This window comes from Limibacillus halophilus, assembly GCF_014191775.1.
GTDB classification, from domain to species: Bacteria; Pseudomonadota; Alphaproteobacteria; order Kiloniellales; family CECT-8803; genus Limibacillus; species Limibacillus halophilus.
In genome coordinates, this window is sequence record NZ_JACHXA010000001.1 from 156,453 (window position 1) to 181,018 (window position 24,566).

The 24,566-nt window shown below is 59.8% G+C and carries 22 protein-coding genes; 8 read left to right on the forward strand and 14 right to left on the reverse strand.

All coding sequences use genetic code 11. The features are described 5' to 3' along the window. Positions 1 to 41: 41 nt before the first annotated feature. The 3 genes from FHR98_RS00710 to FHR98_RS00720 all read left to right on the forward strand — a co-directional run bounded on the left by FHR98_RS00710 (position 42) and on the right by FHR98_RS00720 (position 4,181). Positions 42 to 926, forward strand: coding sequence for an HpcH/HpaI aldolase/citrate lyase family protein (locus FHR98_RS00710; RefSeq protein WP_183414690.1), 885 nt, complete (start codon positions 42 to 44; stop codon positions 924 to 926). A 30-nt stretch (positions 927 to 956) separates the two neighbouring features. Next, positions 957 to 2,027: a MaoC family dehydratase gene (locus FHR98_RS00715; RefSeq protein ID WP_183414691.1), complete on the forward strand. Its 1,071-nt coding sequence runs from the start codon at positions 957 to 959 to the stop codon at positions 2,025 to 2,027. Positions 2,028 to 2,870: 843 nt separating this feature from the next. Continuing rightward, complete coding sequence (locus FHR98_RS00720; protein WP_183414692.1) at positions 2,871 to 4,181, forward strand: MFS transporter; 1,311 nt, start codon at positions 2,871 to 2,873, stop codon at positions 4,179 to 4,181. A gap of 13 nt (positions 4,182 to 4,194) precedes the next feature. On the opposite strand, the gene FHR98_RS00725 is transcribed toward FHR98_RS00720, so the two are convergent. Then, positions 4,195 to 4,440 (reverse strand): hypothetical protein, encoded by a 246-nt coding sequence (locus tag FHR98_RS00725; RefSeq protein ID WP_183414693.1) that lies wholly within the window; start codon positions 4,438 to 4,440, stop codon positions 4,195 to 4,197. A 125-nt stretch (positions 4,441 to 4,565) separates the two neighbouring features. Here FHR98_RS00725 and FHR98_RS00730 point away from each other — a divergent pair, with 125 nt between their 5' ends. Beyond that, entirely contained in the window at positions 4,566 to 5,483 is a 918-nt protein-coding gene (locus FHR98_RS00730) for a LysR family transcriptional regulator (RefSeq protein ID WP_183414694.1), read from the forward strand. Here the strand turns inward: FHR98_RS00730 and purH are convergent. From purH to FHR98_RS00765, 7 genes are all read right to left on the reverse strand, one after another. Continuing rightward, positions 5,480 to 7,072, reverse strand: coding sequence for a bifunctional phosphoribosylaminoimidazolecarboxamide formyltransferase/IMP cyclohydrolase (gene purH, locus FHR98_RS00735; protein ID WP_183414695.1), 1,593 nt, complete (start codon positions 7,070 to 7,072; stop codon positions 5,480 to 5,482). The genes FHR98_RS00730 and purH overlap by 4 nt on opposite strands. 110 nt (positions 7,073 to 7,182) lie before the next feature. Continuing rightward, the gene (locus FHR98_RS00740; protein WP_183414696.1) at positions 7,183 to 9,105 is read right to left on the reverse strand and encodes a polysaccharide biosynthesis protein; all 1,923 of its coding nucleotides are present in this window, start codon (positions 9,103 to 9,105) and stop codon (positions 7,183 to 7,185) included. Between the two features lie 62 nt (positions 9,106 to 9,167). Continuing rightward, a complete protein-coding gene (locus FHR98_RS00745; RefSeq protein ID WP_183414697.1) occupies positions 9,168 to 10,163 on the reverse strand; it encodes an MraY family glycosyltransferase in 996 nt (331 codons plus the stop codon). 5 nt (positions 10,164 to 10,168) lie between these two features. Next, positions 10,169 to 11,125: a glutathione synthase gene (gene gshB, locus FHR98_RS00750; RefSeq protein WP_183414698.1), complete on the reverse strand. Its 957-nt coding sequence runs from the start codon at positions 11,123 to 11,125 to the stop codon at positions 10,169 to 10,171. Positions 11,126 to 11,256: 131 nt separating this feature from the next. Then, positions 11,257 to 12,138: a SirB1 family protein gene (locus tag FHR98_RS00755; RefSeq protein ID WP_221205660.1), complete on the reverse strand. Its 882-nt coding sequence runs from the start codon at positions 12,136 to 12,138 to the stop codon at positions 11,257 to 11,259. Positions 12,139 to 12,144: 6 nt separating this feature from the next. Further along, the gene (locus tag FHR98_RS00760; protein ID WP_221205661.1) at positions 12,145 to 12,798 is read right to left on the reverse strand and encodes a BON domain-containing protein; all 654 of its coding nucleotides are present in this window, start codon (positions 12,796 to 12,798) and stop codon (positions 12,145 to 12,147) included. Between the two features lie 87 nt (positions 12,799 to 12,885). Next, positions 12,886 to 13,296: a YraN family protein gene (locus FHR98_RS00765; RefSeq protein WP_183414699.1), complete on the reverse strand. Its 411-nt coding sequence runs from the start codon at positions 13,294 to 13,296 to the stop codon at positions 12,886 to 12,888. A gap of 104 nt (positions 13,297 to 13,400) precedes the next feature. On the opposite strand from FHR98_RS00765, the gene FHR98_RS00770 reads away from it, so the two are divergent. Next, the gene (locus FHR98_RS00770) at positions 13,401 to 14,678 is read left to right on the forward strand and encodes a penicillin-binding protein activator (RefSeq protein ID WP_183414700.1); all 1,278 of its coding nucleotides are present in this window, start codon (positions 13,401 to 13,403) and stop codon (positions 14,676 to 14,678) included. Between the two features lie 11 nt (positions 14,679 to 14,689). On the opposite strand, the gene hemW is transcribed toward FHR98_RS00770, so the two are convergent. Genes hemW through rph form a run of 3 tightly spaced genes read right to left on the reverse strand, consistent with a single transcriptional unit; the run spans position 14,690 to position 17,248 of the window. Then, positions 14,690 to 15,892, reverse strand: a complete 1,203-nt coding sequence (hemW, locus tag FHR98_RS00775) for a radical SAM family heme chaperone HemW (RefSeq protein ID WP_183414701.1) — start codon at positions 15,890 to 15,892, stop codon at positions 14,690 to 14,692. Continuing rightward, a complete protein-coding gene (rdgB, locus tag FHR98_RS00780; RefSeq protein WP_183414702.1) occupies positions 15,858 to 16,517 on the reverse strand; it encodes an RdgB/HAM1 family non-canonical purine NTP pyrophosphatase in 660 nt (219 codons plus the stop codon). Before rdgB ends, hemW begins: the two co-directional genes overlap by 35 nt. Before the next feature lie 8 nt (positions 16,518 to 16,525). After that, the gene (gene rph, locus FHR98_RS00785) at positions 16,526 to 17,248 is read right to left on the reverse strand and encodes a ribonuclease PH (RefSeq protein WP_183414703.1); all 723 of its coding nucleotides are present in this window, start codon (positions 17,246 to 17,248) and stop codon (positions 16,526 to 16,528) included. A 247-nt stretch (positions 17,249 to 17,495) separates the two neighbouring features. On the opposite strand from rph, the gene hrcA reads away from it, so the two are divergent. Both hrcA and grpE read left to right on the forward strand, forming a co-directional pair. After that, complete coding sequence (hrcA, locus tag FHR98_RS00790; RefSeq protein WP_183414704.1) at positions 17,496 to 18,569, forward strand: heat-inducible transcriptional repressor HrcA; 1,074 nt, start codon at positions 17,496 to 17,498, stop codon at positions 18,567 to 18,569. A gap of 72 nt (positions 18,570 to 18,641) precedes the next feature. Next, positions 18,642 to 19,298: a nucleotide exchange factor GrpE gene (grpE, locus tag FHR98_RS00795; RefSeq protein ID WP_183414705.1), complete on the forward strand. Its 657-nt coding sequence runs from the start codon at positions 18,642 to 18,644 to the stop codon at positions 19,296 to 19,298. A 21-nt stretch (positions 19,299 to 19,319) separates the two neighbouring features. Here the strand turns inward: grpE and FHR98_RS00800 are convergent, their stop codons facing one another. Genes FHR98_RS00800 through FHR98_RS00810 form a run of 3 tightly spaced genes read right to left on the reverse strand, consistent with a single transcriptional unit; the run spans position 19,320 to position 23,090 of the window. Further along, entirely contained in the window at positions 19,320 to 19,820 is a 501-nt protein-coding gene (locus tag FHR98_RS00800) for a class I SAM-dependent methyltransferase (RefSeq protein WP_183414706.1), read from the reverse strand. Continuing rightward, positions 19,817 to 20,269 carry a Crp/Fnr family transcriptional regulator gene (locus FHR98_RS00805; protein WP_183414707.1) on the reverse strand — a complete coding sequence of 151 codons (453 nt, stop codon included), beginning with the start codon at positions 20,267 to 20,269 and terminating at the stop codon, positions 19,817 to 19,819. Before FHR98_RS00805 ends, FHR98_RS00800 begins: the two co-directional genes overlap by 4 nt. A gap of 25 nt (positions 20,270 to 20,294) precedes the next feature. After that, entirely contained in the window at positions 20,295 to 23,090 is a 2,796-nt protein-coding gene (locus FHR98_RS00810; RefSeq protein ID WP_183414708.1) for an ABC transporter transmembrane domain-containing protein, read from the reverse strand. A gap of 213 nt (positions 23,091 to 23,303) precedes the next feature. Between FHR98_RS00810 and FHR98_RS00815 the strand changes: the two genes are divergently transcribed. Then, positions 23,304 to 24,530 carry a glycosyltransferase family protein gene (locus FHR98_RS00815; protein WP_183414709.1) on the forward strand — a complete coding sequence of 409 codons (1,227 nt, stop codon included), beginning with the start codon at positions 23,304 to 23,306 and terminating at the stop codon, positions 24,528 to 24,530. Positions 24,531 to 24,566: the final 36 nt, after the last annotated feature.

Here is a 24,566-nt window from a genome sequence, read left to right on the forward strand (position 1 = left end):
CTATACCGCACTGCAATATTCCAGGGGGAACAGAAACCGCGATGACTCACACCGTCCGCCCACGCCGCAGCGTTCTCTACATGCCCGGCTCGAACCCACGCGCCCTGGAGAAAGGCCGCGCCCTGCCAGCTGACGCCTTGATCCTGGATCTAGAGGATGCGGTTGCGCCGGAAGCCAAGACCGCCGCGCGCGCGCAGATCGTCGCAGCCCTTGCCGAAGGCGGCTACGGCAAACGTGAAATCGCGGTGCGGATCAACAGTCTTGATTCGCCTTGGGCCGCCGAGGATATCGCCGCCATCGCCAAGACTTCGGCGGATGCCATCCTGCTGCCCAAGGTTTCGACCGCGACGATGGTGCAAGAACTCGAAGCACGCATGATTTCCGCCGGTGCGCCGGAGAAAATGGCGATCCAAGTCATGATGGAAACACCGTTGGGCATTCTTAACGCCCCAGAAATAGCCGGTGCGACGCCCCGTCTTTCCTGTCTCGTCATGGGAACGTCCGATCTCGTCAAGGACCTGCAGGCAGCGCACACACCGGATCGCCTTCCGGTGTTGACCGCCTTGAGCCTTTGCGTGCTAGCCGCCAGGGCCCACAGCAAGGCTATTGTCGATGGTGTTCATCTGGACCTGTCGGACGACGCTGGATTCCGCGCCGCCTGCCAACAGGGACGAGACCTGGGATTTGACGGCAAAACCTTGATCCATCCCAAGACGATAGCTGCCGCGAACGAAACCTTTGCCCCGGATGAAGCGGAGATCGCATGGTCACGTAAGATTATCGCCGCTCATGCACAGGCGGTCGCGGACGGTCAGGGCGTGGTGGTGATCGACGGAAAGTTGATCGAGAACCTTCACGTCGAAAGCGCAAAACGTCTGGTCGCGCTCTCACAGGCCATTGCCGCACTGGCGCCCGCGGATAACTGATCGACCCAGGAGGCGAGGAGACAAGCTGCAATGGCAAAAACCGATACCGGCTGCAAAACCAATTCCGGCCGCTTCTTCGAGGATTTTCGCCCTGGAGAGACCCTGGTTCACGCGACGCCGCGAACAGCGACTAGCGGCGACCAGGCGCTCTATACGGCGCTCTATGGCAGCCGCTTCGCACTCAACAGCGCCGACAGCTTCGCACAGGGTTTGGGGTTGGCGCGCGCGCCACTGGATGACCTATTGGTCTTCCATCTGGTTTTCGGAAAATCGGTACCGGATATCTCCCTCAATGCGGTTGCCAATCTAGGCTACGCCGATGGGCGCTTCCTTTTGCCCGTCTTTCCGGGTGACAGCCTGACCGCCGTCTCTAAAGTCATAGGCCGTAAGGAAAACTCCAGCGGTAAGACGGGCACCGTCTATGTCGAGACGACCGGACACAATCAGCGTGGAGAAGCAGTTCTGCGCTATACCCGTTGGGTCATGGTGCACAAACGAGATGCGGGCAGCGCCGCGCCCGAACCGGTCGTACCCAGCCTTCCCGACGCGATCTCTGCGGACCAGCTTATCGTGCCGGAGAACATGGTGGGCAAAGACTACGACACGACGCTTTCCGGCTCGCCGCATCTCTGGGAAGGCTACAGCGCTGGCGAGAAAATAGACCACGTCGACGGGATGACGATTGAAGAAGCGGAGCACCAGCTCGCGACCCGCCTCTATCACAACACCGCCCGGGTACATTTCAATCAGCACGCCGAAAGCGGCGGCCGCTTCGGCAAGCGCATTGTTTATGGCGGTCACGTCATTTCGATAGCCCGTGCGCTCAGTTTCAACGGACTGGCCAATGCGTTGAACGTCGCGGCCATCAACGGCGGCCGTCACTGCAACCCGACCTTTGGCGGGGACACGATCTATGCCTGGAGCGAAGTGCTGGATTCAGCTGCGATTCCGGCTCGCAATGATATCGGTGCACTGCGTCTGCGGACCGTGGCCACGAAAAATAGACCCTGCCAAGACCATCCCTTCGCCGATAGCGAAGGCCGCATCGACCCGGCAACGGTGCTGGAGCTGGATTACTGGGTCTTGATGCCGCGCCGCTAAGCCGCGCGGCTTCCAAACAGCGCGGCATAGGCCGCACAAACGAGAAGCGCCGGGCCACGGGGTGAACCGTTGGCCCGGCGCCTCGGGAACCCTTTTTAGGGGGAACCCGCGTAAAAGCGGGAGGTTTTTTTCGTTTCATCGCGCGCCGTCGATCGGACCTGGCGACCCCGTCAGCGGCAGCGGCGAGAACGGCTTCCCCGGCGAACCGGGTCCACGGCCCCACATCGGAAACCTCAAATCTTCGCGGCACCTTTCCTACTTCCGCGCCCACCGCGTGCGGTTCCCGAAGGAAGCCGCCCGGCACCTGGTCCCCGAAGGGTCCTGGCACACCCCCCCGAAGAGGGGGTGGGCAATCCGCCAATCAGCCCGCGCAGGGATGGACTGAGAGGCGGCAAAGGAAGCAAGTGGTTACCGGTCCACCGAGGCTCCCCAATCGGAAAACCTGTCCCGAAGGACCCGTCTTCCAACCGCCCGGCACCTTCGACCCCGAAAGGCCGACTTTACCGGGAAGGTTCTATGATCGCGACGCCGCTGCCATAAGGCGGTGGGCTTGAAGCCTGAACCGTGATCCTCTGGCCGGGCCGCCGGATCTTCGAACCCGACGCTTTCACGTGACTTAAGGGTTACGCCAAAGCGGCTCGCTGACAAGCATTACAGAACCGCCCAAACGCAAAAATCTGTGCAAAAAAGCGGATTTCTCGCACATATCTTGCACGTTCTTTACACAGAATTATCCACATATTGCCGAAAGTCTCTTGAATATCAGCGACCTGCTTGCTCGCACGCGACAAAGCTGCTAGCGATCTTTTTGCAAAATTTTATTACGCATTGCCAGGAACTCTGATGACCGGACCGGCTGCCTCTGGGGAAAACGCGACCCTTTCGACAGGAGATCACAGCAACCCCAGGCACAAACGCAGCCTTTGGGCGTGGTGCCTCTTCGATTGGGCCAATTCGGCCTATCCCACGGTGGTCGTCACCTTCATTGTCGCGGCCTACGTAACGACAGGCGTAGCGACCGATCCGGAGAGCGGCACCGCAGCCTGGGGAAACGCCATGAGCCTGTCCGGGCTGTCGGTGGCGGTCCTGGCGCCCATCCTGGGCGCCATCGCCGATCAGGGAGGACCGCGCAAGCCCTGGCTTGGCGTGCTCAGCGCAATCACCATCGCCACGGCTTTCGGCCTGTGGTTCGTGGAGCCGAACCCTTCGTTCCTGCTTCTGGCCCTTCTTCTAGCTGGTGCCGGATCTGCGAGTTTCGAACTCGGAACGGTGTTCTACAACGCAATGCTGCCCGAGGTGGCGCCGCCGGAGAAACTGGGGCGCATATCCGGCTGGGCCTGGGGCATCGGCTATGCGGGAGGCTTGGCGGCGCTCGTGGTTTGCCTGGTGGTTTTCATTCAGCCCGAAACGCCGCCCTTTGGTCTGGATGCAAGTAAGGCCGAACCCGTTCGAATGAGCGGTCCGCTGATTGGCCTTTGGTTCTTGCTGTTCGGCTTACCGCTCTTCTTTCTGGTTCCGGACCGCCCGGCCAGTCAGATCGGCGTTGTCCAGGCGGTTCGGCGCGGCTTCGTCTCCCTCAAGCATAGCCTCAAGCGCCTCCCTCAGCGCCGCCGGATCAGCCGTTTCTTGATAGCCCACATGCTTTACACCGATGGACTGAACACATTGTTCGCCTTCGGCGGAATCTACGCCGCTGGCACTTTCGGCATGAGCTTTCAGGAGATCCTGGTTTTTGCGATCCTGTTGAATGTCACATCCGGCCTGGGCGCGCTTGGCTTTGCCTGGGTCGACGACTGGATTGGGCCGAAACCTACGATCCTGATTGCATTGGGCGCACTCACACTTCTCAGCGGGGCCGTGCTCCTGGTGAGCGACAAGCTCATGTTTTACGTCTTGGGTTGCGCGATCGGTATTTTCATTGGCCCGGCCCAAGCCGCGAGCCGCAGCCTGATGGCGCGACTGGCAAAGCCTGATGAACGTACAGAGATGTTCGGTCTCTACGCTTTATCCGGTAAAGCGACGGCATTCATGGGGCCATTCCTGGTCGGTTGGTTGACCTTGGCTTTCGATAGCCAGCGTGCCGGGATGGCATCGATCGTCGCATTCTTCGTCGTCGGTTTCCTGATCCTCGCACCTCTAAAGAGCGAGTCCTGAAACAGGCGCCCGTTTAACCGCAGGCCGGGCAATCGCCATCGCCGATCGTTCTTGTGGCAAAGCGGGCTGCCGGACGCGGCATGCGGCCAACTGAACGCAAGGCGCTACCAAGGCGCCGTACCAATGCCAGCAGACTCTCGGCTCGCCTTTGCTGGGCTTCGTTCAACGTCCGGGTTATGGCCCCGCCAGAAAGCTGTGCCTCAGCGAGCATGGCCTCAGAAATCCGCGCGGTGCGCCTTTCTACATGCCAGTCCATCATCTTTCCTCTCACTTGCAAATCACGGTGCCGGCGACAGCCGTCACGCCTTGCAGGTAAAGATGTGGACTTTCCATATGAATTATAATATGGCTTTCTAGCACATAATTTATTCCTTGTAGGCACAAATGGATTCCTTCGCACAGCTTGCATTGTTTGTTGAAGTCGCCGACGCGGGTTCGCTCTCCGCCGCCGCGCGGAAACTGAACGTCACCCCCTCTGCGGTCAGCAAGCAGATCGCACATCTTGAGGATCGTTTGGGCGCACGCCTGTTCCATCGTACGACACGGCGATTGTCCTTGACCGATGAGGGGCGCGCTTTTCATCAGCGCGCCCGGCAGTTGGTGGCCGATCTCGCCGAAGCCGAGGACGCCGTTCGCGACCTTAGAAAGCGCCCGAGCGGTCGCTTGACCGTCGAAGTCCCTGTGATATTCGGGCGGCGCTGGATCGTGCCGCTGTGTGAGAAGTTCCTGAAGCAGAATCCGGACGTGACTCTCGACTTGCGGCTCAACGACCGCATTGTCGACCTTGTGGCGGAGGGCGTCGACCTTGTCGTTCGCACCGGCACGATGCGTGATTCCTCGCTGGTGGCCAGGCGACTTTCAACCAATCGCAGGTTGGTCGTTGCGAGCCCCGCCTACCTTGAGAAATATGGCCGTCCAACGAGACCCGAGGAATTGGTTGACCACGACTGCATCGTCCATACCGTACGCAGTGATCGCTACTACTGGCGCTTTCTGGATGAGAACGAGAACGAAACCGCCGTCACCGTCTCGGGGCGGTTCGAGGTTAATGACGTGGAGGCGGTCATGGCCGCGGCTCGATCGGGCCTCGGTGTTGCGCAGCTACCGGTCTGGCTCGTCGCATCGGAGTTGGAAGCCGGCAGGCTGGAACAACTCCTACCGCATCTGCACGCCCCGGAGGGTGAGATTTTTGCGCTTTACCCCCACTCTAGGCATCTCTCGCCAAAGGTAAGAACATTCCTCGATCTTCTGGTTGACCGCTTCGCCCATGGTCAGGAATGGTGGTCCGTGGCCGAGGTCTAGTGGCGGAAGTGCCGCATTCCCGTAAACACCATGGCGATCCCGGCGGCGTCGGCGGCCTCGATGACTTCGTCATCGCGCATCGACCCGCCCGGTTGAATAACCGCCGTCGCCCCAGCCTCGACCGCTGTCATCAATCCATCAGCAAAAGGGAAAAAGGCATCAGAGGCAACGACGCAACCCGCCGTCCGTAAGGTCTTCTCTCCTTCCGCCTCGCCCGCCTCACGCGCCTTGATTGCCGCAATTCTGGCGGCATCAACGCGACTCATTTGACCAGCGCCAATGCCAACCGTCCGGCCTTCCTTGGCATAAACGATAGTGTTGGACTTGACGTGCTTGCCGACCCTGAAGGCAAACAGGAGATCGGCCAACTCCGCTTCGCTGGGCGCACGACGAGTGACGAGCTTCAGGTCAGCCCGCCCGATCCTTCCGGCGTCACGACTCTGTAGCAAGAACCCTCCGGCGATAGACTTAAAGGTCATCCCGGCTTCCAACGGATCGGGGAGCCCGCCCGTAACCAAGACTCGCAGGTTCTGTTTGCTCGAGAGAATTTCCCTAGCCTCGGCATCAACCTCCGGAGCGATGATAACCTCCAGGAAAGTCTTCACCAGCTCCTTCGCCACAGCAGCGTTCAGGGGACGGTTGAAGGCGACGATACCACCAAATGCGCTGGTGGGATCGCACGCTTGTGCCTGTAGATAGGCGGTCCGTAGATCCGCCCCCTGAGCGACGCCGCAAGGATTGGCATGCTTGATGATGGCGACCGCCGGGGTTTCATCGAACTCCGCCACCAACTCAAAAGCCGCGTCGGTATCGTTAAGGTTGTTGTAGCTCAGTTCCTTGCCCTGCAGCTGCTGAGCCGAGGCAATACCCGGGCGCGTCGGTCGCGCAGAGCTATCCAGGTAGAGAGCCGCGATTTGATGCGGGTTCTCGCCATAGCGTAGAACTTGCTTCAAGCGGCCCGGCAAGCTGCCTTCAACCGGAAACGCCTCGCCCTGTTGTTCGCTCATCCACCCGGCAATCGCTGCGTCATAGGCTCCGGTATGGGCATAGGCCTTGGCAGCAAGACGCCGCCGCAATGCCAAGTCGGGGCCACCCAACGTCAGAGAAGAGATAACGAGTTCATAGTCGCCAGGATCGGTGAGAATCGTGACATCGGCGTGGTTCTTGGCCGCCGCACGGACCATGGCGGGTCCACCGATGTCGATGTTCTCCACGCAGGTCTCGGCATCCGCGCCGCTCAAGACCGTTTCCCGGAAGGGATAGAGGTTGACCGCCACCAAATCGATAGGAGCGATGCCGTGCTCGGTCATGGCCGCCGTGTGGTTTTCCAAATCCCGGCGCGCCAAAATACCCCCGTGGATTTTGGGGTGCAGTGTTTTGACGCGGCCATCCATGATTTCCGGGAATCCGGTATGGGACGAGACTTCGGTAACCGCAATGCCGGCATCGGCCAGCGCCCGCGCTGAACCGCCAGTCGACAGAATCTCCGCACCTGCCGCGATCAAGGCATGACCCAGTTCGACAAGGCCGCTCTTGTCGGAAACGGAAAGCAAAGCACGCCGTATCGGCGTCCTGCGGTCGTCGGTCATGGGGCTCACTCCGTCTCAATTCCGGGGGCGGGAAGGCGATCGCCTTTGAATAGAGGCCGAGGCGACAAGGGTCAAGCGGCAGCGCACCGAGTAGCGGTGAGAAATCAAACCTAGGCCTTGGCGGCGGACTCCGTTATTGCGGTTTGGCCATATTCTGGAACCAACCGGCCCAGCAATGTTTGGGCGTCAACGTCCTCGCCTCGACGACTCAGGGCCTCTAGGTCATCTATGCCACGCATCAGCAAACGAAGATCGGCCGTTCGTGGAGAAGCGAGGTGCAAGGAGGGATGATCTGTAGGCAACATCTCTTCGGCTTCATGAAACAAACGTTCGCGAAGCTTCTCGCCAGGCCGTGGGCCCGTGAAGACGATCTGAACGTCCTTGTCGGGACGCAGACCGGCAAGACGGATCATCTGGCGCGCAAGATCGACGATGGCGATGGGCTCTCCCATTTCCAACACGTAAATCCGGCCGCTGTTCTCGTGTTTTTCCGAACCCAATTCCATGGCTGCGGCCTGGAGGATCAACTGGACGGCTTCTTCCACGGACATGAAGTAACGCACCATGTGAGGATCGGTAACGGTCAGCGGTCCCCCTTCGGAAAGCTGGCGCTGGAACAACGGGACCACGGAACCCGTAGAGCCCAGGACGTTGCCGAAGCGCACCGTTATGAACCGGGTTCCGTCACTCTCAAGGTCAAGCGCCTGGCAATAGCTCTCAGCCAAGCGCTTGGTGGCACCCATGGCGTTGACTGGGTGGACGGCTTTGTCCGTCGATACCATAACGACCGCGGCGGCCCCGGCGGCGCGCGCCGCATCCGCCAGGTTCTTGGTCCCCACGACGTTGGTCAGGATCGCCTCGCCGATATTGTCTTCCGCCAGGGGGACGTGCTTCAACGCGGCCGCGTGGAAAACAATCTCCGGACGCAGTTCGCCCAGCAGCCGGTTGAGTTTTTCACGATTCCGCACATCGCCCAGGAAAGAACGCCAGGGCGTCTTCACCTGGCTGCCGGAAAGCTCTTGGGTCAGGCTATAGAGGTTGTATTCGCTGATATCGAACAGCAACAACTCGCTGGGCTCGAAGGCAAGCAGCTGGCGCACCAACTCTGCGCCGATGGAACCGCCCGCGCCGGTCACAAGGACACGTTTAGCACGGACGAGGCGGTCCATCGCTCCACGATCCAAGCGCACTGCCTTACGGCCCAACAGATCCTCAAGGGGGATTGGCTGAATCTCCACGCCCGAACCGGAGCCATCCGGCGTGCTGCCCGCCCGTAACTGCGATAGCTTGGGTAATCGCGCTAGACTGATTCCATTGCTGTCGGCGATCTCCAGCAATTTCTCCAGCACGGGCCGGTCCACGTCACGCGTCAATATAAGCCGCTGCGGCGGTCTCCCGTTATCCGACAAGCGCTCGATTATGCGCGGGATGTCGTCAACCGCACCCTCGACCTTCAGGCCGTGGATCATTCGCCCGGTGCGCTTGCCGGTAATACCGACCATGGACAGGGGTTCATAGGCGAAGTTCGGGTTTCGCTTGTATTCGCGCAAGAACAGTTCCGCCGCATCGTTTGCGCCGACCAAAAGAACCGGGATACCAGGCCTGCGGCGCTCAAGCAGGTGCTCGAAGCCCTTGTCCTTGAGTACACGGTAAATCATCCTCGGAGCGCCAAGCAGCGCGATCAGCACAAACCAGTTGATGATCAAGGCGCCGCGCGGCACAGCCTCCAGGCGGGTCAGGAAGAAGGTCACGGCCAGAAACACGAGCAAGGCCAGTGTCACGGCTCTGGTAATGGCCGTTAGATCGCTGAGTGATGCATACCGCCAGATGCCGCGATAGAGACCGACCGCATAAAAACTGGCGGCGGCGACCAACGTAAAGACGCCGGTAGCCAGCAAAAGGGCATCATCGAAGCGTGCGGCGAAGCTTTCTCCAAGGCGCAGATAAAGCGACAGGACGAACGATAGGGCCGCCATGCCCGTGTCGTGCACGAACGCCATGCCCGCCCGCAGGAAAAACCGCAAATAGCGCATCTTCGACAGCCCCTTTCAGGTCAAAGACTTACCACAAGCGGTTGCAGATCGACAGCGCCGCGTCAGGCATCAAATGGGCGCCCAATGACGGTCAGGAAAACCAGCGTCGCAAAACCTGCCAGCGACATTGCAACCCAGGGATTGAGCCAGGGTTCAGCAAGGGCGACTGGAACCAGCAGCAGAAGCAGAAAGATATTGAAACATAGAATGCGCAGAACGACCGGACCATGCCCCAGCCGCGCGGCGGCGCGCTGATACCAGTGTTCTCTGTGGCCTTGCCAGATCACCTGCCGACGATAGAGCCGGCGCAACAATGTCAGTGTCGAATCCGCCCAATAATATGCCGGAATGATGATGGCCGCGTAGGCATACCCGGCCAAAGCCGCCTCCGCGAGAAGAAAGCCGAAAAGGAATCCGAGAGGCACGCTCCCCACGTCACCCAGAAAAATCCTCGCCGGCGGGCGATTCCAGTAAGCAAAGCCCAGCAGAGCCGCGGCAAGTAACAGGGGCTCCGGTGAAAAAGGCAGGCTCGAAACAAAAGACAAGAGCAGAAGACCGGCGCACAGGCAAAGTCCCTCAACGGCAGATATGCCGTCGATACCGTCCATGAAATTGAATAGGTTGACGAACCAGAGCCAGGCCAAACCCAGAAGCAAGCGATCAAGCCAGAATGGCAGAAAACCTCCGGAAACGCTGCCCTCGGGACCAAGCGCGTATAGGCCCAGGCCGATGGCAAGAAACTGCGCCAGCAGGCGCGGCAAGGCGCCAAGCCCGCGCAGGTCGTCGACCCAGGATACTGCGGCAAGCAAAAGCGCACCCAGCACCACAGCAACCGGCAGAGTGGCGGGCCCGAGTTGGCCCGCAAAAGCCCAGGCCAGAAGAACGATTGGGATCAGAACAATGCCCGCACCGCGCGGCGTCGGCACAAGATGGCTGGAACGCGCGTTTGGATGATCGAGCACGCCTGCCCGGTGCAATCCCTTTTGCAGCATCCCGACGGCTGCCCAGCTTGCACCGGCCACAACCAAAGCCAGAAGCAAGGCTGCGCCCCAGGTCATTCGCCTCAGGCGTCCCGGCGCCGGGCGACCCGCGCTTCGATCACGTCCCAGATGCGGCCTTCAAGATTAATGCCGTCGAAGCGGCCAATCTCCTGCAACCCGGTCGGTGAGGTCACGTTGATCTCGGTCAGGTAGTCACCGATCACGTCGATGCCGACGAAGATCAGCCCTTGATCGCGCAACGTCGGCCCTATTGCCGCACAGATTTCGCGCTCCCGGTCGGTAAGTCCAACCTTTTCCGCCCTGCCGCCCACGTGCAGGTTGGCGCGCGACTCACCTTCTGGCGGCACCCGATTGAGTGCGCCCAACGGCTCGCCATCCACCAGAATAATCCGTTTGTCGCCCTTGCGTACCTCGGGAATGTAGCGCTGCACCATGATTGGCTCACGGTAAATACGGGTGAACATCTCAAGCAGCGCATTTAGATTGTCGTCCTCGGGCCGGATATGGAAAACGTCGGCCCCGCCGTTCCCAAACAGCGGCTTGACGATAATATCTCCATGCTCCTTGCGGAAAGCCTTGATCTCCTCCTTGTTCGAGGAAATCAAGGTCGGCGGCATCAGGTCCGGAAAGTGCGTTACGAACAGCTTCTCCGGCGCATTGCGCACGGCGGCGGGGTCATTCACCACCAATGTACGCGGATGGATGTGTTCCAGAAGATGGGTCGCGGTGATGTAAGACATATCAAAGGGCGGATCTTGACGCATCAAGACAACGTCCATGATCTGCAGGTCCACTATCTCGGGATCGCCAAGTGTGAAATGGTCGCCGGCCTTGCGTCGCACGGACAAAGACCGGGCGCGCGCCATCACGCGATGGTGGCGAAAGGTCAGGTCCCGCGGCAGGTAATGAAACAATCTGTGGCCGCGATTCTGGGCCTCCAACGCCAAGGCGAAAGAGCTATCGGCGTCGATGTCTACCACATCGATCGGGTCCATCTGGATGGCTACAGCCAGGCTCATCTTGTTTCTTCTCCAGCCGGGTTACTGCGCAGGCGATAGTGCCCGGGGGTACCCGGGCTGGGCCGTTGCTACTCAAAACGGCACTATAACGACAGGATCGCCGCCTGCAAGCGGGCGCGGTTTCGTGTATCTCAGTTCAATCGATGCCGTAGATCGCGTATCAGCGCAAAGGCTTCATCGGCTCGCGGATCACTCGGGGCCAATTTGATAAACCGCTCAAGCGCCAGTATCGCAGCACGCAGGTTGTCGGTGTTGATATGAAGAAGCGCCGCCTCGCGCCAGAGCTCAGCGCTGTCGGGCGCAATCATCAGCATAATTTCCAGGCTAGCCAATCCATCATTCAAGCGACCCGCCTGAACCGCCCGCAGCTTGACGTTGTTCTGCAACCGCAAAAGCACGTGACGGTCATCAACCGCTGCGTAATGGGCAGGCGATAGCTCCGCGCCCAATCCCGTGATGGCTTTAAGCAACTCGCGAATGTCGCTAGCTGCAAGTTGGCGCCAACCGTTGAAGGGGTCGATGATGACTCTCGCACCGCCGGTATCCATGCTGATGAGAAAATGGCCCGGAAAACTGACTCCATTCATATGCCAGCCCTGAGCGCGCGCGACCTGCAAGGTCAGAATGCCCAGCGAGACCGGCAAACCCCGACGACGTTCCATTACCGACATAAGATTGGCATTCTGCGGATCGTCGTAAGATTCATGATCACCGCAATAGCCATGCCGCACCGCAAATACTCCACGTAACGCTTCCAAGCGCAGGTCGGGAGTCCAAATGTCGGCCCGATTGGCCCCCAGGTCGGCGGCGGCAGCGGCCGTGTCGCGTGCCAACTCCTCCAAATGATCCAGGTAGTGCACCATCGCCTTGCCAGGCCTATCGAGGCCCGCCATTAGCAGCGCCGCCTCGGCAATGCGATCAATCGGCATTTGACCTGACGTCAGCTGTCTCAAACGCGCTTCAAGTTCACTTCGCGCGGGAACGGCCAAGGCACTCTGCCAGCGATCACTCACTCCAGCTTATCCCTGTACCTGCGGTTTGCCGGGCCCCTGATCATCAAGCCGTCGCACATAACTCACAACGCGCTCGACATAGGATACATTGCGCGCGTGGTTGATCACTCTGGACAGCTCGGTATCGTCCTTGGCAATACCCATCAGATAGACCACGCCATGCACGGTTTCGATGGAGTAATTGATCGAGGAAACCTCCACATCGAAGATCAGCTTGGTTTTGATCTGCGTGGATATCCAGGTATCGCGCGCATAGGTCCCCAACCCGCCTTCGTCCGTAATCGTGATCTCGTTGATGACCTCCTTGACGCCATCGACTTCCCAAGCCAAGCGCACCGCGGCGAGCCGCATTTCCTGGCTCGGCAGCGCACCCGTCAGCAACACACGCGCTTCTTGCACCTGTAGCGACAAAAGCCGGTACATCTTTTCATCATGCTGCAACCACTTGCTATTGATCTCGAGGCGTATTCTCTGATCCTCGACCCCTTGACCCAGGCCACGTTCCTGGGACGCCATGACGCCGACGCCGGCGCCGACACCGACCGCAGTTCCCGCAGGAGAACAAGCGGTCATAACCAGTAGCAAAGCCAGCAACGCGCCTGAAATGCCGCCGCGAAACCCTGCCCATTCCATCGAAAGGAGTTGACTGTACTTCTGCATCCTTACCTTTCAGGTTCCCAATCAGATGATGGGGCGACCCCCGGGAAGCCATCTCTCCCGTGTCGATCCTATGATTCTCATAACGTTTTACTTGGAGTCACGCCAAGCCCCAGTTATGTGGCAAGGCAAGCGGCCGGGCGCCAGCAACAAAGCGTCATAGCGCAACGCAAAGGACGCGTAACGCTCGTGACGCTGCAGGAAATGCGCTGCGGCAGCAGCAATACGGCGTTGCTGTGCAGGACGAATAGCCTCCGCTGCAGCACTTAAGGTCGCACGGCGCTTTACCTCGACAAAAGCGAGCAACCCACCGCGACGCAAGATCAGATCCACCTCGCCCTGGGCGCAACGGTAACCGTGCCGCAAGAGGCGATACCCGCGCAAACGCAGCCAGAGCAGCGCCCACCATTCGGCACGACGCCCTGAACGCCAAGCCCGGCGGCGGGCGCCTTGCGCTATCGGAGCGGTGCCGGGACCCCGCTTCTTTGTCTTGCCGGGCATGCATTCCTCCCATCGTGATTCAGCCCGGTTTACGGCATTCGCCGGCCCCGCTATCTTGACCGGATTAGGGGTCGGGCGACACACCCCTAGCGAGGGAGAAGCAGATGACTGCACGTCAAGAACGCCGTTCCATTGAATCGGGAGCGGCTCAACAGCCTTCAAGGGCCTTCAAGCGAACCGCTTTTCGTCTGGCGTCAATGTTGTTCATCCTGCTGCTGGCTGCCTGTGGCAGCCCGCGTACCGATGATACAAGAACAACTATACAACCGACACAACCAACTGTGGAAGCGCCCGATACGACGGCCCTTAGGCCCGTAGGGTTAACTGACGACGGCAAGATCGGCATCGGGTTCCTGGCGCCGCTTACCGGATCGGAGGCCGCGGTCGGTCAAGCCTTGTTGCAGGCCGCGCAGATTGCTTTCCTCGACAATGCCGGGGCCGATCTGGCCCTGTTGGTGGAGGATACTGGCGGCAATCCGCAAGGGGCGGCGGCAGCCGCGCAACGCTTGCTGGACCAGGGCGCCGGGATCGTTGTTGGCCCACTCTTTTCGGCTTCTGCACGGGCCGCCGCCCCTGTTTTGGCCGCGGCGGGCGTCCCACTGCTGACCTTCTCGAATGACCGCTCGATCGCGGGCCAAGGTGTTTATACACTGGGATTTGACCCTGCCAGCGAAGTTGACCGTATCGTCGAATTCTCGTCGCGCCAGGGGCTGCTTCGGTTCGCGGCTTTTGCGCCGGATACACCCTACGGCCGCGTCGCTGTGGTTGCTCTCCAGCAAGCCGCAACGCGCGGGCCGCTCAGCGTGGAACGTGTGGCTTACTACGATCAAACGGCACGCTCGTTGAACGAGTCTGCAAAGGCCTTCGCATCAATCGGCCCCGAATCGATCGATGCCGTGTTGTTACCGGACGGCGGCCAGCGGCTGCTGGGCGTGGCACCCTATTTACCCTATTACGATATTGCACTGCCCGATGTTCGTTTCCTGGGCACCGCACTTTGGGCCGATGCCAGCCTGTTGCGAGAAGACACCCTCAAGGGCGGCTGGTTCGCAGCGCCGGACCCAGCGATCTGGGAGGACTTCAACAAACGCTACACCGCGCTCTTCGGCAAGCAACCCCCGCGCGTTGCGTCGCTTGGATACGACGCGGCAGCCGTCGCCACGGTCCTGGCCCGCGATCTGCAACCGCAAGCGTTCCAACAGGCGGAAGCATTCGGCCCTGCAGCTCTGACGCAGGCTCAGGGTTTCTTTGGCGTGAACGGTATCTTCCGTTTGCGAGAGGATGGCAGCGTCGAACGCGGCCTTGCGATTATTGAGGTTTCGCCGGAAGGGTTCCAGATAATCGAGGCCGCGCCGCAATCCTTCCAGATTGCAACCTTCTGAGATCGCTGATTTCAGGTAAGGAGATAACCGAGTAGAGCATTCAACCGCTGACGGCCTTCGTCGGTGGCGCGGATGCGCTCGCCGTTTAGGGTCACCAAGCCTTCACGGCTGGCCGCCTCAAGCCGTGCCAGCGAGAGCAAGCTTTCCGGCTCGGCCCCCAATTCGCGCCTAAAGGCGGCGCGGGTTATCCCTTCCGTCAGACGCAAACCCATCATGAGCATCTCTTCCAGGCGCTCTTGCCCGCTCAACTCCGTGCGGGTTCGCGTTGCGTGCCCCGCACTCTCGACCGCGGTCAACCAGGCTTCCGGCGCCCGGTGCTGGCGGGTCGCTAACTTGGTGCCCCCCAGGGTCAGGCGACCATGCGCACCCGGACCGATGCCGATGTAATCGCCGTAACGCCAGTAGGTGAGGTTGTGCCGGCAAGCCGATCCAGGCCGAGCGTGGTTTGATATCTCATAGGCTGGGAGGCCGTTCTCCGTGAGGATTTCCTGGGTTCGCTCGTAGAACCGCCCTGCCGTATTCTCGTCCGGAACACGCAACTCACCCCGCCGCCAGGCACCGTGGAAGACCGTGTTTTCCTCGATCGTCAGCTGATAGAGCGAGATGTGTTCAGGTCCTTCACCCAGTGCTTGCTCCAATTCACGCTCCCAATCGGAGAGCTTCTGGTCTGGTCGCGCGTAGATAAGATCGAACGAGAAGCGCGGCAGGCAACGTCGCGCAAGATCGATCGCCGTCAAGGCTTCCGCCGCACTGTGCTTGCGCCCCAGGAATGCCAGCGCCGTGTCGTCCAGTGACTGCACACCAATCGACAAGCGGTTGACGCCTGCTGCGGCGAAAGCTTCGAACTTTGCGCCTTCAGACGAGGTTGGGTTGGCCTCCAACGTCACCTCAAGATCAGAATCAGTCGGCCATAGGCGCTTGGCCTGCCCAACAACCGCTGAGACAGTCTCCGGCGCCATGAGAGAAGGCGTTCCGCCGCCCAAAAAAATGGATGTCAGATGCCGCCCTGCAGTTTGCGCCGCATAGTGCTCCATCTCGGCAAGCAGGGCCTTGCGCCAGCGATTCTGGTCGACCGCTTCGCGGACATGGCTGTTGAAATCGCAGTAGGGACACTTAGCCAGACAAAAGGGCCAGTGAACATAGAGACCAAATCCCGGATCCTGCGTCAGTGCCGCGGAATCATCGCTCGGGATGGGTGCGGCGGATAGCATCATCCGTTTCCTCTCTCTTCGCCTTCCCCCCGTTCGGCGCAATCGCGGCGACCAATTTAGAGAACGCTTGGGCCCGGTGACTCATCGCGTGCTTACGCGCGGGTTCCATCTCCCCAAAGCTCAACTCATGGCCTTTCGGCACGAACATGGGGTCGTAGCCGAAACCTCGTTTCCCACGTGGCGGCCAGACAAGATTACCCGCCACGCGACCCTCAAAACAGGCGGTGTTGCCGTCGGGCCAGGCAAGACACAGCACGCAGATAAATACCGCCGACCGATCCGATGACTTGCCCAGCGCGGCGTTCACCTTTTCCATCGCCAAGCCAAAGTCTTTCTCGGGTCCTGCCCAACGCGCCGAGTAAATTCCGGGATTGCCGCCCAGCGCCGTCACCGCCAAGCCTGAATCGTCGGCCAGTGCCGGCAAACCGGTCGCGCGCGCCGCCGCGCGCGCCTTCAATTCGGCGTTCCCGGCAAAGGTCGATGCGGTTTCCTCGGGTTCCACAAGCCCTAGCTGAGCTGCGGAGCGAACCATAATTCCCCAGGGCGCCAACAGCGCCCCGATTTCACCAACCTTGCCATTGTTGTGGCTGGCGATAACGATCTTGTCCCCCAAAGGCGGCAGTGACATACCTCGTCCTAATCCTCCAAACCCAGTGCATTGCGCTGAGCAATCGCCAATTCGCTGACACCCTGTATTGCAAGGTCCATGAGCGCGTCGAATTCAACTCGGGAGAAAGGCTTTTCCTCGGCCGTAGCCTGCACTTCCACCACTTGGCCATCATCAGTCAGAACGAAGTTGGCGTCGGTTTCAGCCGCCGAATCCTCTTCATAATCCAGATCAATGATCGCCTGCCCCTTATGAATACCACAGGATATGGCCGCCACCTGCCGAACAAAAGGTATGGTTTCGATGGCTTTCATTTCCTGCATCAACTGAAACGCCTGATAGAGCGCAACATAGGACCCCGTAATAGCTGCTGTGCGGGTTCCCCCATCAGCCTGCAAAACGTCGCAGTCTATGCGTATCTGCCGTTCGCCGAATCCTTGCAGGTCGATCACCGCGCGAAGCGAACGGCCAATCAAACGCTGAATTTCCTGAGTCCTGCCCGATTGCTTTCCACGGGCTGCTTCCCGTCCCATCCGGCTTTGGGTCGACCGCGGCAACATGCCATACTCCGCCGTAATCCAACCGCGACCGCTGCCCTTCATCCAACCGGGCACCGACTCTTCGATGGTTGCCGTGCAGAGAACGTGGGTGTTCCCGAACTTGGCAAGGCATGATCCCTCGGCGTAGCGGTTTACGTCGGTTTCCAGTGTGATGGGGCGCAGTTCATTGGCGGCACGGCCTGAGTGGCGCATGAGGTTTCCTTCTTTTTCTCGGTTCAAAGCTTGTTCTTCCGCCCGGCATCGCAAGCCTTTAAGACAAACGACGGCGCAGACGCGGCGCGCACGCTAACGCAAGCCAGCAATCAGGTCCAGCCACAGCACGGATTCTCGGCGGACCCCGCTGGTCAGTAGGACCGGTACGAAATAGTGCCCGGCGTTGACCAGCAGGGCAGGCCTCACTAGATTCAAGGTCCCATAGAGGAGCGGATTCTAAACAAGGATGGCGCAGCCACTTTCATTCAAGGGATTGAAACGCCCGTTGCTCGATGATCTCAACGAGCGATCACGCGAGATATTCCGTCATATCGTCGAGGCTTACGTGGAAACCGGCGCGCCGATCGGTTCACGCACCTTGTCCCGACGCCTGGGACTGGACCTGTCGCCAGCCACCATCCGCAACGTAATGGCCGACCTGGAAGAGTTAGGCTTGCTGTTTGCACCTCACACGTCGGCCGGGCGCCTGCCGACCGACCTTGGCCTGAGTATGTTCGTCCACGGGCTGCTTGAGCACGGCAATATTGGGATCGAAGAACGCCAGCGAATAGAGGCCCAATGCCACGCGCAAGGGCGCAGCTACAGCGAGGCGCTGGAGGAGGCGGGCGCCACCCTATCGCAGCTATCACGCTGTGCCGGTCTCGTGGTCGCACCGAAAGTCGATGAGGCGCTTAAACATATCGAATTCGTGTCCTTGGGACCGGGGCGAGCCTTGGTGGTCATGGTCACTAATTCCGGCAAGGTCGAGAATCGTGTGATCGACGTGCCGATAGGTCTGCCGCCGTCGTCGCTGGTCCAGGCCTCAAACTTCCTGACTGCGCGACTTGTCGGTCGCACGCTCGGCGAAGCGCAGAAAACCGTGAAGCAGGAACTGGAAGAGCAACAGGCACAACTGGACGAAATCACAACGCGCTTGGTTGAAGCGGGATTGGCCACCTGGAGCCCTAACGCGCGTGGTGGCGCCCTGATCGTCCGCGGGCAGGCACAGCTTCTCGACGAGATCACCGCGATCGAAGATCTGGAGCGGGTTCGACAGCTTTTTGCTGCTCTCGAGGCCCGTGAAACTCTGCTCAAGCTGCTCGATCTCACGGAGATGGCCGAAGGCGTACAGATCTTTATCGGTGCGGAGAACGAACTCTTCGGCGTGGCCGGTTGCTCGATGGTTGTGGCCCCCTATCAGAACAGTCAGCAACAGATCGTCGGCGCAATCGGTGTGATAGGTCCATCGCGGATGGACTATGGGCGCATCATCCCTTTGGTGGACTACACTGCAAAGGTGATCGGTCGTTTGATCGGTTGAATTCCGCCCCACGCCTCCCCATAAAGTGCGCTTGATCCCTTGAATCGAAATACAGAAGGAAGCATCCCAGTGATGAACACCGAGGAGCGCAAAAAAGCCAAGAAGGCTGAGGACTCAATCGACGAACCGCAGATAGCGGTTGAGGACGTCGAGAGGGCTGAAACACCCGAGGAAGCCAATCCCGCTGAAGCTGATGCAGCCGAGCCCGCTGCAACAGACGCCGCCGAGCAGGCTGAAGCTGACGCTGCCGAGCCCGCCGTTGATGCGGCCGCAGCGCTCGAAGCCGAGGTCGCACAGTTGAAGGACCAGCTACTCCGTGCGGTGGCTGAGACCGAGAACCTGCGCCGCCGCGCTCAGCGCGAGAAGGAAGATGCCGTGCGTTATGCCCCTGCACCTCTGGCCAAGGCGCTATTGCCGGTGGCGGACAATCTGCGGCGCGCGCTGGAGGCCATTCCCGATGACTTACGCAGCGACGCCCGCGCCGAAGGTTTGATTTCGGGATTGGATCTGACCGCAAAGGAGCTAATGCAGGCCTTTGGGAAAAACGGCATAGAAGCTATTGAGCCGATGGGACAGAAGCTTGATCCTCATTGGCACGAAGCTCTCTTCGAGGTTCCTGATCCAACGCAAGAGGTCGGGACCGTGGTTCAGGTCGTAGAAGTCGGTTATCGGCTGGGTGACCGTCTGCTGCGGCCCGCGCGTGTTGGTGTGGCCCGAAAGCCCGATTGACCCACGACGTGCGGCGCCTTCCTACAGACGGGGACGGCGCCGCATGTGATAACGACCAGGGCGAACGGATTCCGGCAAAGCGAGGTCAATAGCGCCTGCTATTGGAATGTTCTGGTCTGATACCAAAATTCCACCGGGGGCCAGCAACCGTCCAAGGTAAGGGGCCAAGCCGGCCGCGAGCTTGGCGTTGGCGGCCTCATCACCGCTACCGATATCCGCGTGAATAAGCGCGGCCATGCCGTCGAATCTGGCCAACGCCAGAGGTAGCGTCTCGAACACATCGCCCAAGAAAAGATGCTCTTGATCGGGTATGCAATCCGGGTGCGCCGCAACCTTGCGCTCGAACACAAAAATCTCCCGTTCCGGCAAAGCCTCACGAATATGGTCGTAGGTCCGGCCATTCCCCAAGCCGAGTTCCATGACCGGCCCGGCCACGGACTCGGCCTCTATCAGAGTGACGGCTGCGTCAAGACAGGACCGCTGGGCCTCAAGCCGACGAATCGCACTATCAAGCCGGCTCACTGCTTGGCGCCCTGGACATCGCGCATGGCCTTAATCATTCCTTCCATGCGGTGAGCCAGAACACGCATCACCTCCAGCGCCATATCCGGGAATTCGTGAGCCATGCGTAAGAACAACTCCTTGGTCAGCTTCAAGGCAACGGCACCTTTCGCACCGGCCTCGACATTGGCGGTCCGCGGCACGTCGCAAAGGATGGCGATCTCACCGACGATGTCGTTGACGCCAAGTCTGGCTATGACCCGTTTCTCGCCGCCGTTGAAGAAAACCTCGGCATCACCTTCGAGAATAATGTAGGCGGAATCACCGACATCACCTTGCTTGCAAAGCATTTGGCCGGGCTTAAAGGTCAATCGCTCGCTCGCGAAAGCCATCAACTTCAACCGGGCGGGATCAATGTTTGCAAAGAAGGGAACCTTGCGAAGGGCCTCCACTTCCTGATCCAGGCTCATGACAATCTCCTTGCTCTTAGATTTCTTATGCTGCGCCCGATGTTTCAAGGAGCAGGCGCAATTTTTGTCCGTCCTTGTTCAAGTCTGCGAACGACCCCTGTTCAACCAATCGTCCCTCTTCCAGAACCAGGATTTTATCAAAGGCATCAGCAAAATCCGGTCGATAGAGGCTCCAGAAAACACCCTGGCCCTTCCGGGTTTCCAAGACGCGTTCAAGAATTCGGCGTTGCGAGGCGCTGTCCAGGGCTGCCAGGGCCTCGTTGAGAACCAGCAAGTCCGGGCGCTTGACAAGTGAACGCGCCAAGGCGGCCTTCTGTTTTTGCCCATTGTTCAGGCGCTTGCCCGCGACGCCGACGTCATAGGTCATTCCCAGTTCGATGACGCGCTCGCGCAAACCCTGATCATCAAGGACCTTGATGATCGCATCCTGAACAGTCTCTTCGCCTTGCGCCTGTCCGAAGGCCAGGCGTCCAAACAGGACATTGTCCTGCAACGTCGCCGCCGGGTTATAGGTGCCGGGCTCATAGAATGCGACGCCCAGGCCGTTGTCCTTCGCAAGCAAATCGGCAAACCGCTTGCGCGTGCGCACGATTCGTTCCGCCCGCTCCGGCGATATCAACCCCAGGCGATGCCGCGCCTCTACGTAATCGAGAGCAATGCGCATCAATCGCCCACGATCCTCAGGGGTAAGGCCTCCCATGCCGCCTTTCTCCTGGCGCCCGACCAAGCTGCGGAACTCCGGCAACTCCTCGGCATCAATGAAACTGAACTGTTCGAAGAACGGGTGGCCCGGCGGCAAATCGGCGAAGATTTCCACCATAGTCCGGGCAATCTCCAACCCAACCGCCTCTAGATCACCCTCCAAGGCCTCGGCCTCGACCGCTTCTTTCATGCTCGCTTGGGCGAGCAGTTGATCCGGTTCAAAGCGCGCATCGAGCGGCGAGCCGAACAACAGGTTTTCGGCTAGCGACGCGTTCGGATTGAAGGAACCGGGGTCGAAACGCACAATCAAATCATCATGCCCATCCGCGTGGAGACTCTCGGCCAGCGCCTGCCGTGCGGAGAGGATTTGATCGGCAAGGTCGGTGTGCTCCTCGGGGTTAAACCTGGCCAACAAACCGAAACGGTACAGGTCTTCTTCCAATTCCACCGTCTGGATCGCCTCAAGCAACCGCTGATCGAGCTCTTGTGCGTCGCGCGCGCCCGCCGCCTCGTAGTCCACCCAGTCGGCCTCAAAGTCAAAATAAGGATTACCCGCGCGTTGGGCTTCAAGGCGATCTGCCTCTGCGGCTCGCTGAGCCGCCGGTTCACGCTCAGGCGGGCGCAAGGGCTTGTGCAGCAGGCCGTACAGCAGATTTCTGCGCAGCGAGCCTGCAAAGAAATGCGCGTCGGCGGCCACGTAGCCCAAACGTCTCCCGGTTACCGCCTGCGGTAACGCACCAAGTTCGTGGCCGCCAATCGAGGCATGGCCCGTACTGATCGGCTCCAAACCTGCCACAACAAGCGGCAGATATTCCTTCCCGCCGCCACCCGGACCGACGACTGCCACGTGCTCGGTAAGGGCAGCGGTAAAGGAAATCGCATCGAGCAGCCTGCGATCGCTGTCGTCGACCACCGCCACCCCACGCAGCTCGATCTGGCCCTCCAGTTTCGCCGGCCCCTCGGCGTCGGGGTCCTGGCGCTGCGGGTCGATCAACACCGGCGGTGCAAACTGCTCGATCACCTGCTCGTACTTGATCTGGACATCCTGGCGGCGCTGGTCCCAGTCAATTAGTTCCTTGATCGGCGAAGGCAAATCTTTGTAGGCGGCGATTACCGCCACCAGCGCGCCGATGTCGAGCTCACCGGCTATCGCTAGTACGCCGCCCACAACATAGAAAATAAAAGGTGTGACCTGAGCCAGGAAGTTGTTGAGAAATTTGACAAAAAACTTCCGGCGATAAATCTCGTATCGGATATCGTATATGCGCGCCAGACGGCTAACCAGTTCGGCCCGCTCGTAGTTCGAGGTATCATGAGCATGCACCTCGGTAGCACCGGCAATGGTCTCGCCCAGACGCCCCGCTAGCTCTCGGGCTGTCAGTTGACGCTGACGACCGAGCCTGAGGATCGGAATACGCAACTTCGGAATCAGCGCCGCCTGGAAAATTACAACGGCAGCCGCAACACTGCCCAGAATCCAGCTTTGGGCCAAAATGAAGGCCATCGCTGTCAAGGCCTGTCCGCCCAGGAACACCGGGTTCACGAAGGCTTCGCCAATGAAGCCGCCGAGCGGCTCAACCTCGTCCTTGATCATGGTGGCGACTTCGGCCTGCTTGACCTTGCGCATGTAGGGCAAAGGGAAGCGCAACAAGCGGTCGCTTAACTGGTAACGCAGACGGCGCAGCATACGCTCGCCCATCTGCCCCTTCCGGGTATTGATGACATACTTGAAGTAGCCGTTGACGATCACAAGGCCCAGAAAAACAAACGAAAGCACAAGCAGCGCGTCCATCTGCCCCAGTTCCAGCCCGTCGAACATCGTGACGGTCTGGCCGAAAATCTCCTGGCTGTATGGAATGTGAATACTGAAATAGGGCTGCGTATCATCCGGGCCGGTGAAGCCTTGACCCTCGATGCCCTGGTTCACGATCTGCTTGGGAAGATCAAGCGAGACGTAATAGAAGGGCATCGACAACAGCACGAGGCAAAGCACCCTAATCTGATAGTGCTTGCTGTGCCGCCAGATATAGCGAAACAGGTTTTGATCCATCGGCTGTGCCACATCCCCCAGGAAGGCTTTCCAGTGCTGCAGAGTAACCATCGCCGCGACTGCCGTCATCAATCACGTCGCACAAAGGCTGCATGCCTGTATATTTTTCTGTAGTGACCAAGTGTTTAATTCAACATGGTTGCTTTGGCTACTGGTCACCGTGTTGGTTATTCAAGCCTTTCCGTTGATTGATTGCTGTGGCACAGTTCCCCCTGTTCTTGCAGGAAGAGGCCGCTCGACCGCAGGGTAGAGACGGGAGCCGGCCAGGGGAGTCTCTAAAGGATGGCCGGTGCACGACAGCGGGACACCCGCGTTCTGATCTATAGCCATGACAGTTTTGGCCTGGGTCACTTACGTCGATGCCGAGAGATTGCGCACCATTTGGTGCAGGGGGAGAGCGACCTTTCGGTTCTTATAATCTCCGGCTCGCCTATTATAGGGTCCTTCGATTTTCGGAGCCGCGTCGATTTCATCCGCATTCCAGGTGTGATCAAGCTGCGCAATGGTGAGTACACGTCACTCAACCTGCCGATCGCCGTGGAGCAGACGGTAGCGCTCCGCGCCTCGATCATTGAACACACCGCGGAGATTTTTGAACCTGACATCTTTCTGGTCGACAAGGAGCCGCTTGGGCTGCGTGGCGAGGTGGAAGGTACCTTGCGTTATCTGAGCGAGAAGGGCGTACCTTGCATTCTGGGCCTGCGCGATGTCATGGATGGCCCTGAACTGCTTGCGGCGGAATGGCTGCGGAAGCAAGCCGTCCCCGCTCTCGAATCTTACTACGATCAAATTTGGGTCTACGGCCTGCCGCAGATCTGCAACCCGCTGGAAGGGATTGATCTACCGGATTCCGTGGTCAAGAGAATCACTTTTACCGGATATCTCCGCCGGACCTTGCCCCAGGTCGCCAGCAGTGCATTGCCCGAGGCGATACCCTCTCCATACATTCTGGTGACGGTCGGTGGCGGCGGTGATGGCGAAGCGATCATCGACTGGGTGCTGCGCGCCTACGAGCAGGATGCAACGATCCCCTACCCCTCGCTGCTGGTGCTGGGGCCCTTCATGGGCGGCGAACACCAGAATGAGTTTCAGCAGCGCGCGGGGCGTTTGGACAAGGTCGAAGTGATCACCTTCGATGCGCACATGGAAAGTCTGATGGCCGAAGCTGCCGGCGTGATTTGCATGGGCGGCTACAATACCTTTTGCGAACTACTTTCCTTTGATAAACGCGCCGTCATCGTACCACGCACAGAACCACGGCTTGAGCAGTACATCCGCGCCAAGCGAGCGCAGGATTTGGGTTTGTCACGCATGCTGCTCGACGACGGCGCGCGCGATGCCGCAGATATGGCGACGGCCATTCGAAACTTGCCCCAGCAGCCGCTTCCGTCGGAGAGCGTCATCCCCGGCCTGCTCGATGGGCCGGAGAACGTCACGAAGCTGGCCCGGCAGTGGTTTGCCAGAACCGGCCGCCCGCAGCTTTCCCTCGCCGCCCAGCAACAACAGTGAAACTGGCGGCGGCGACGCGCGATGCGGCAACGTGGT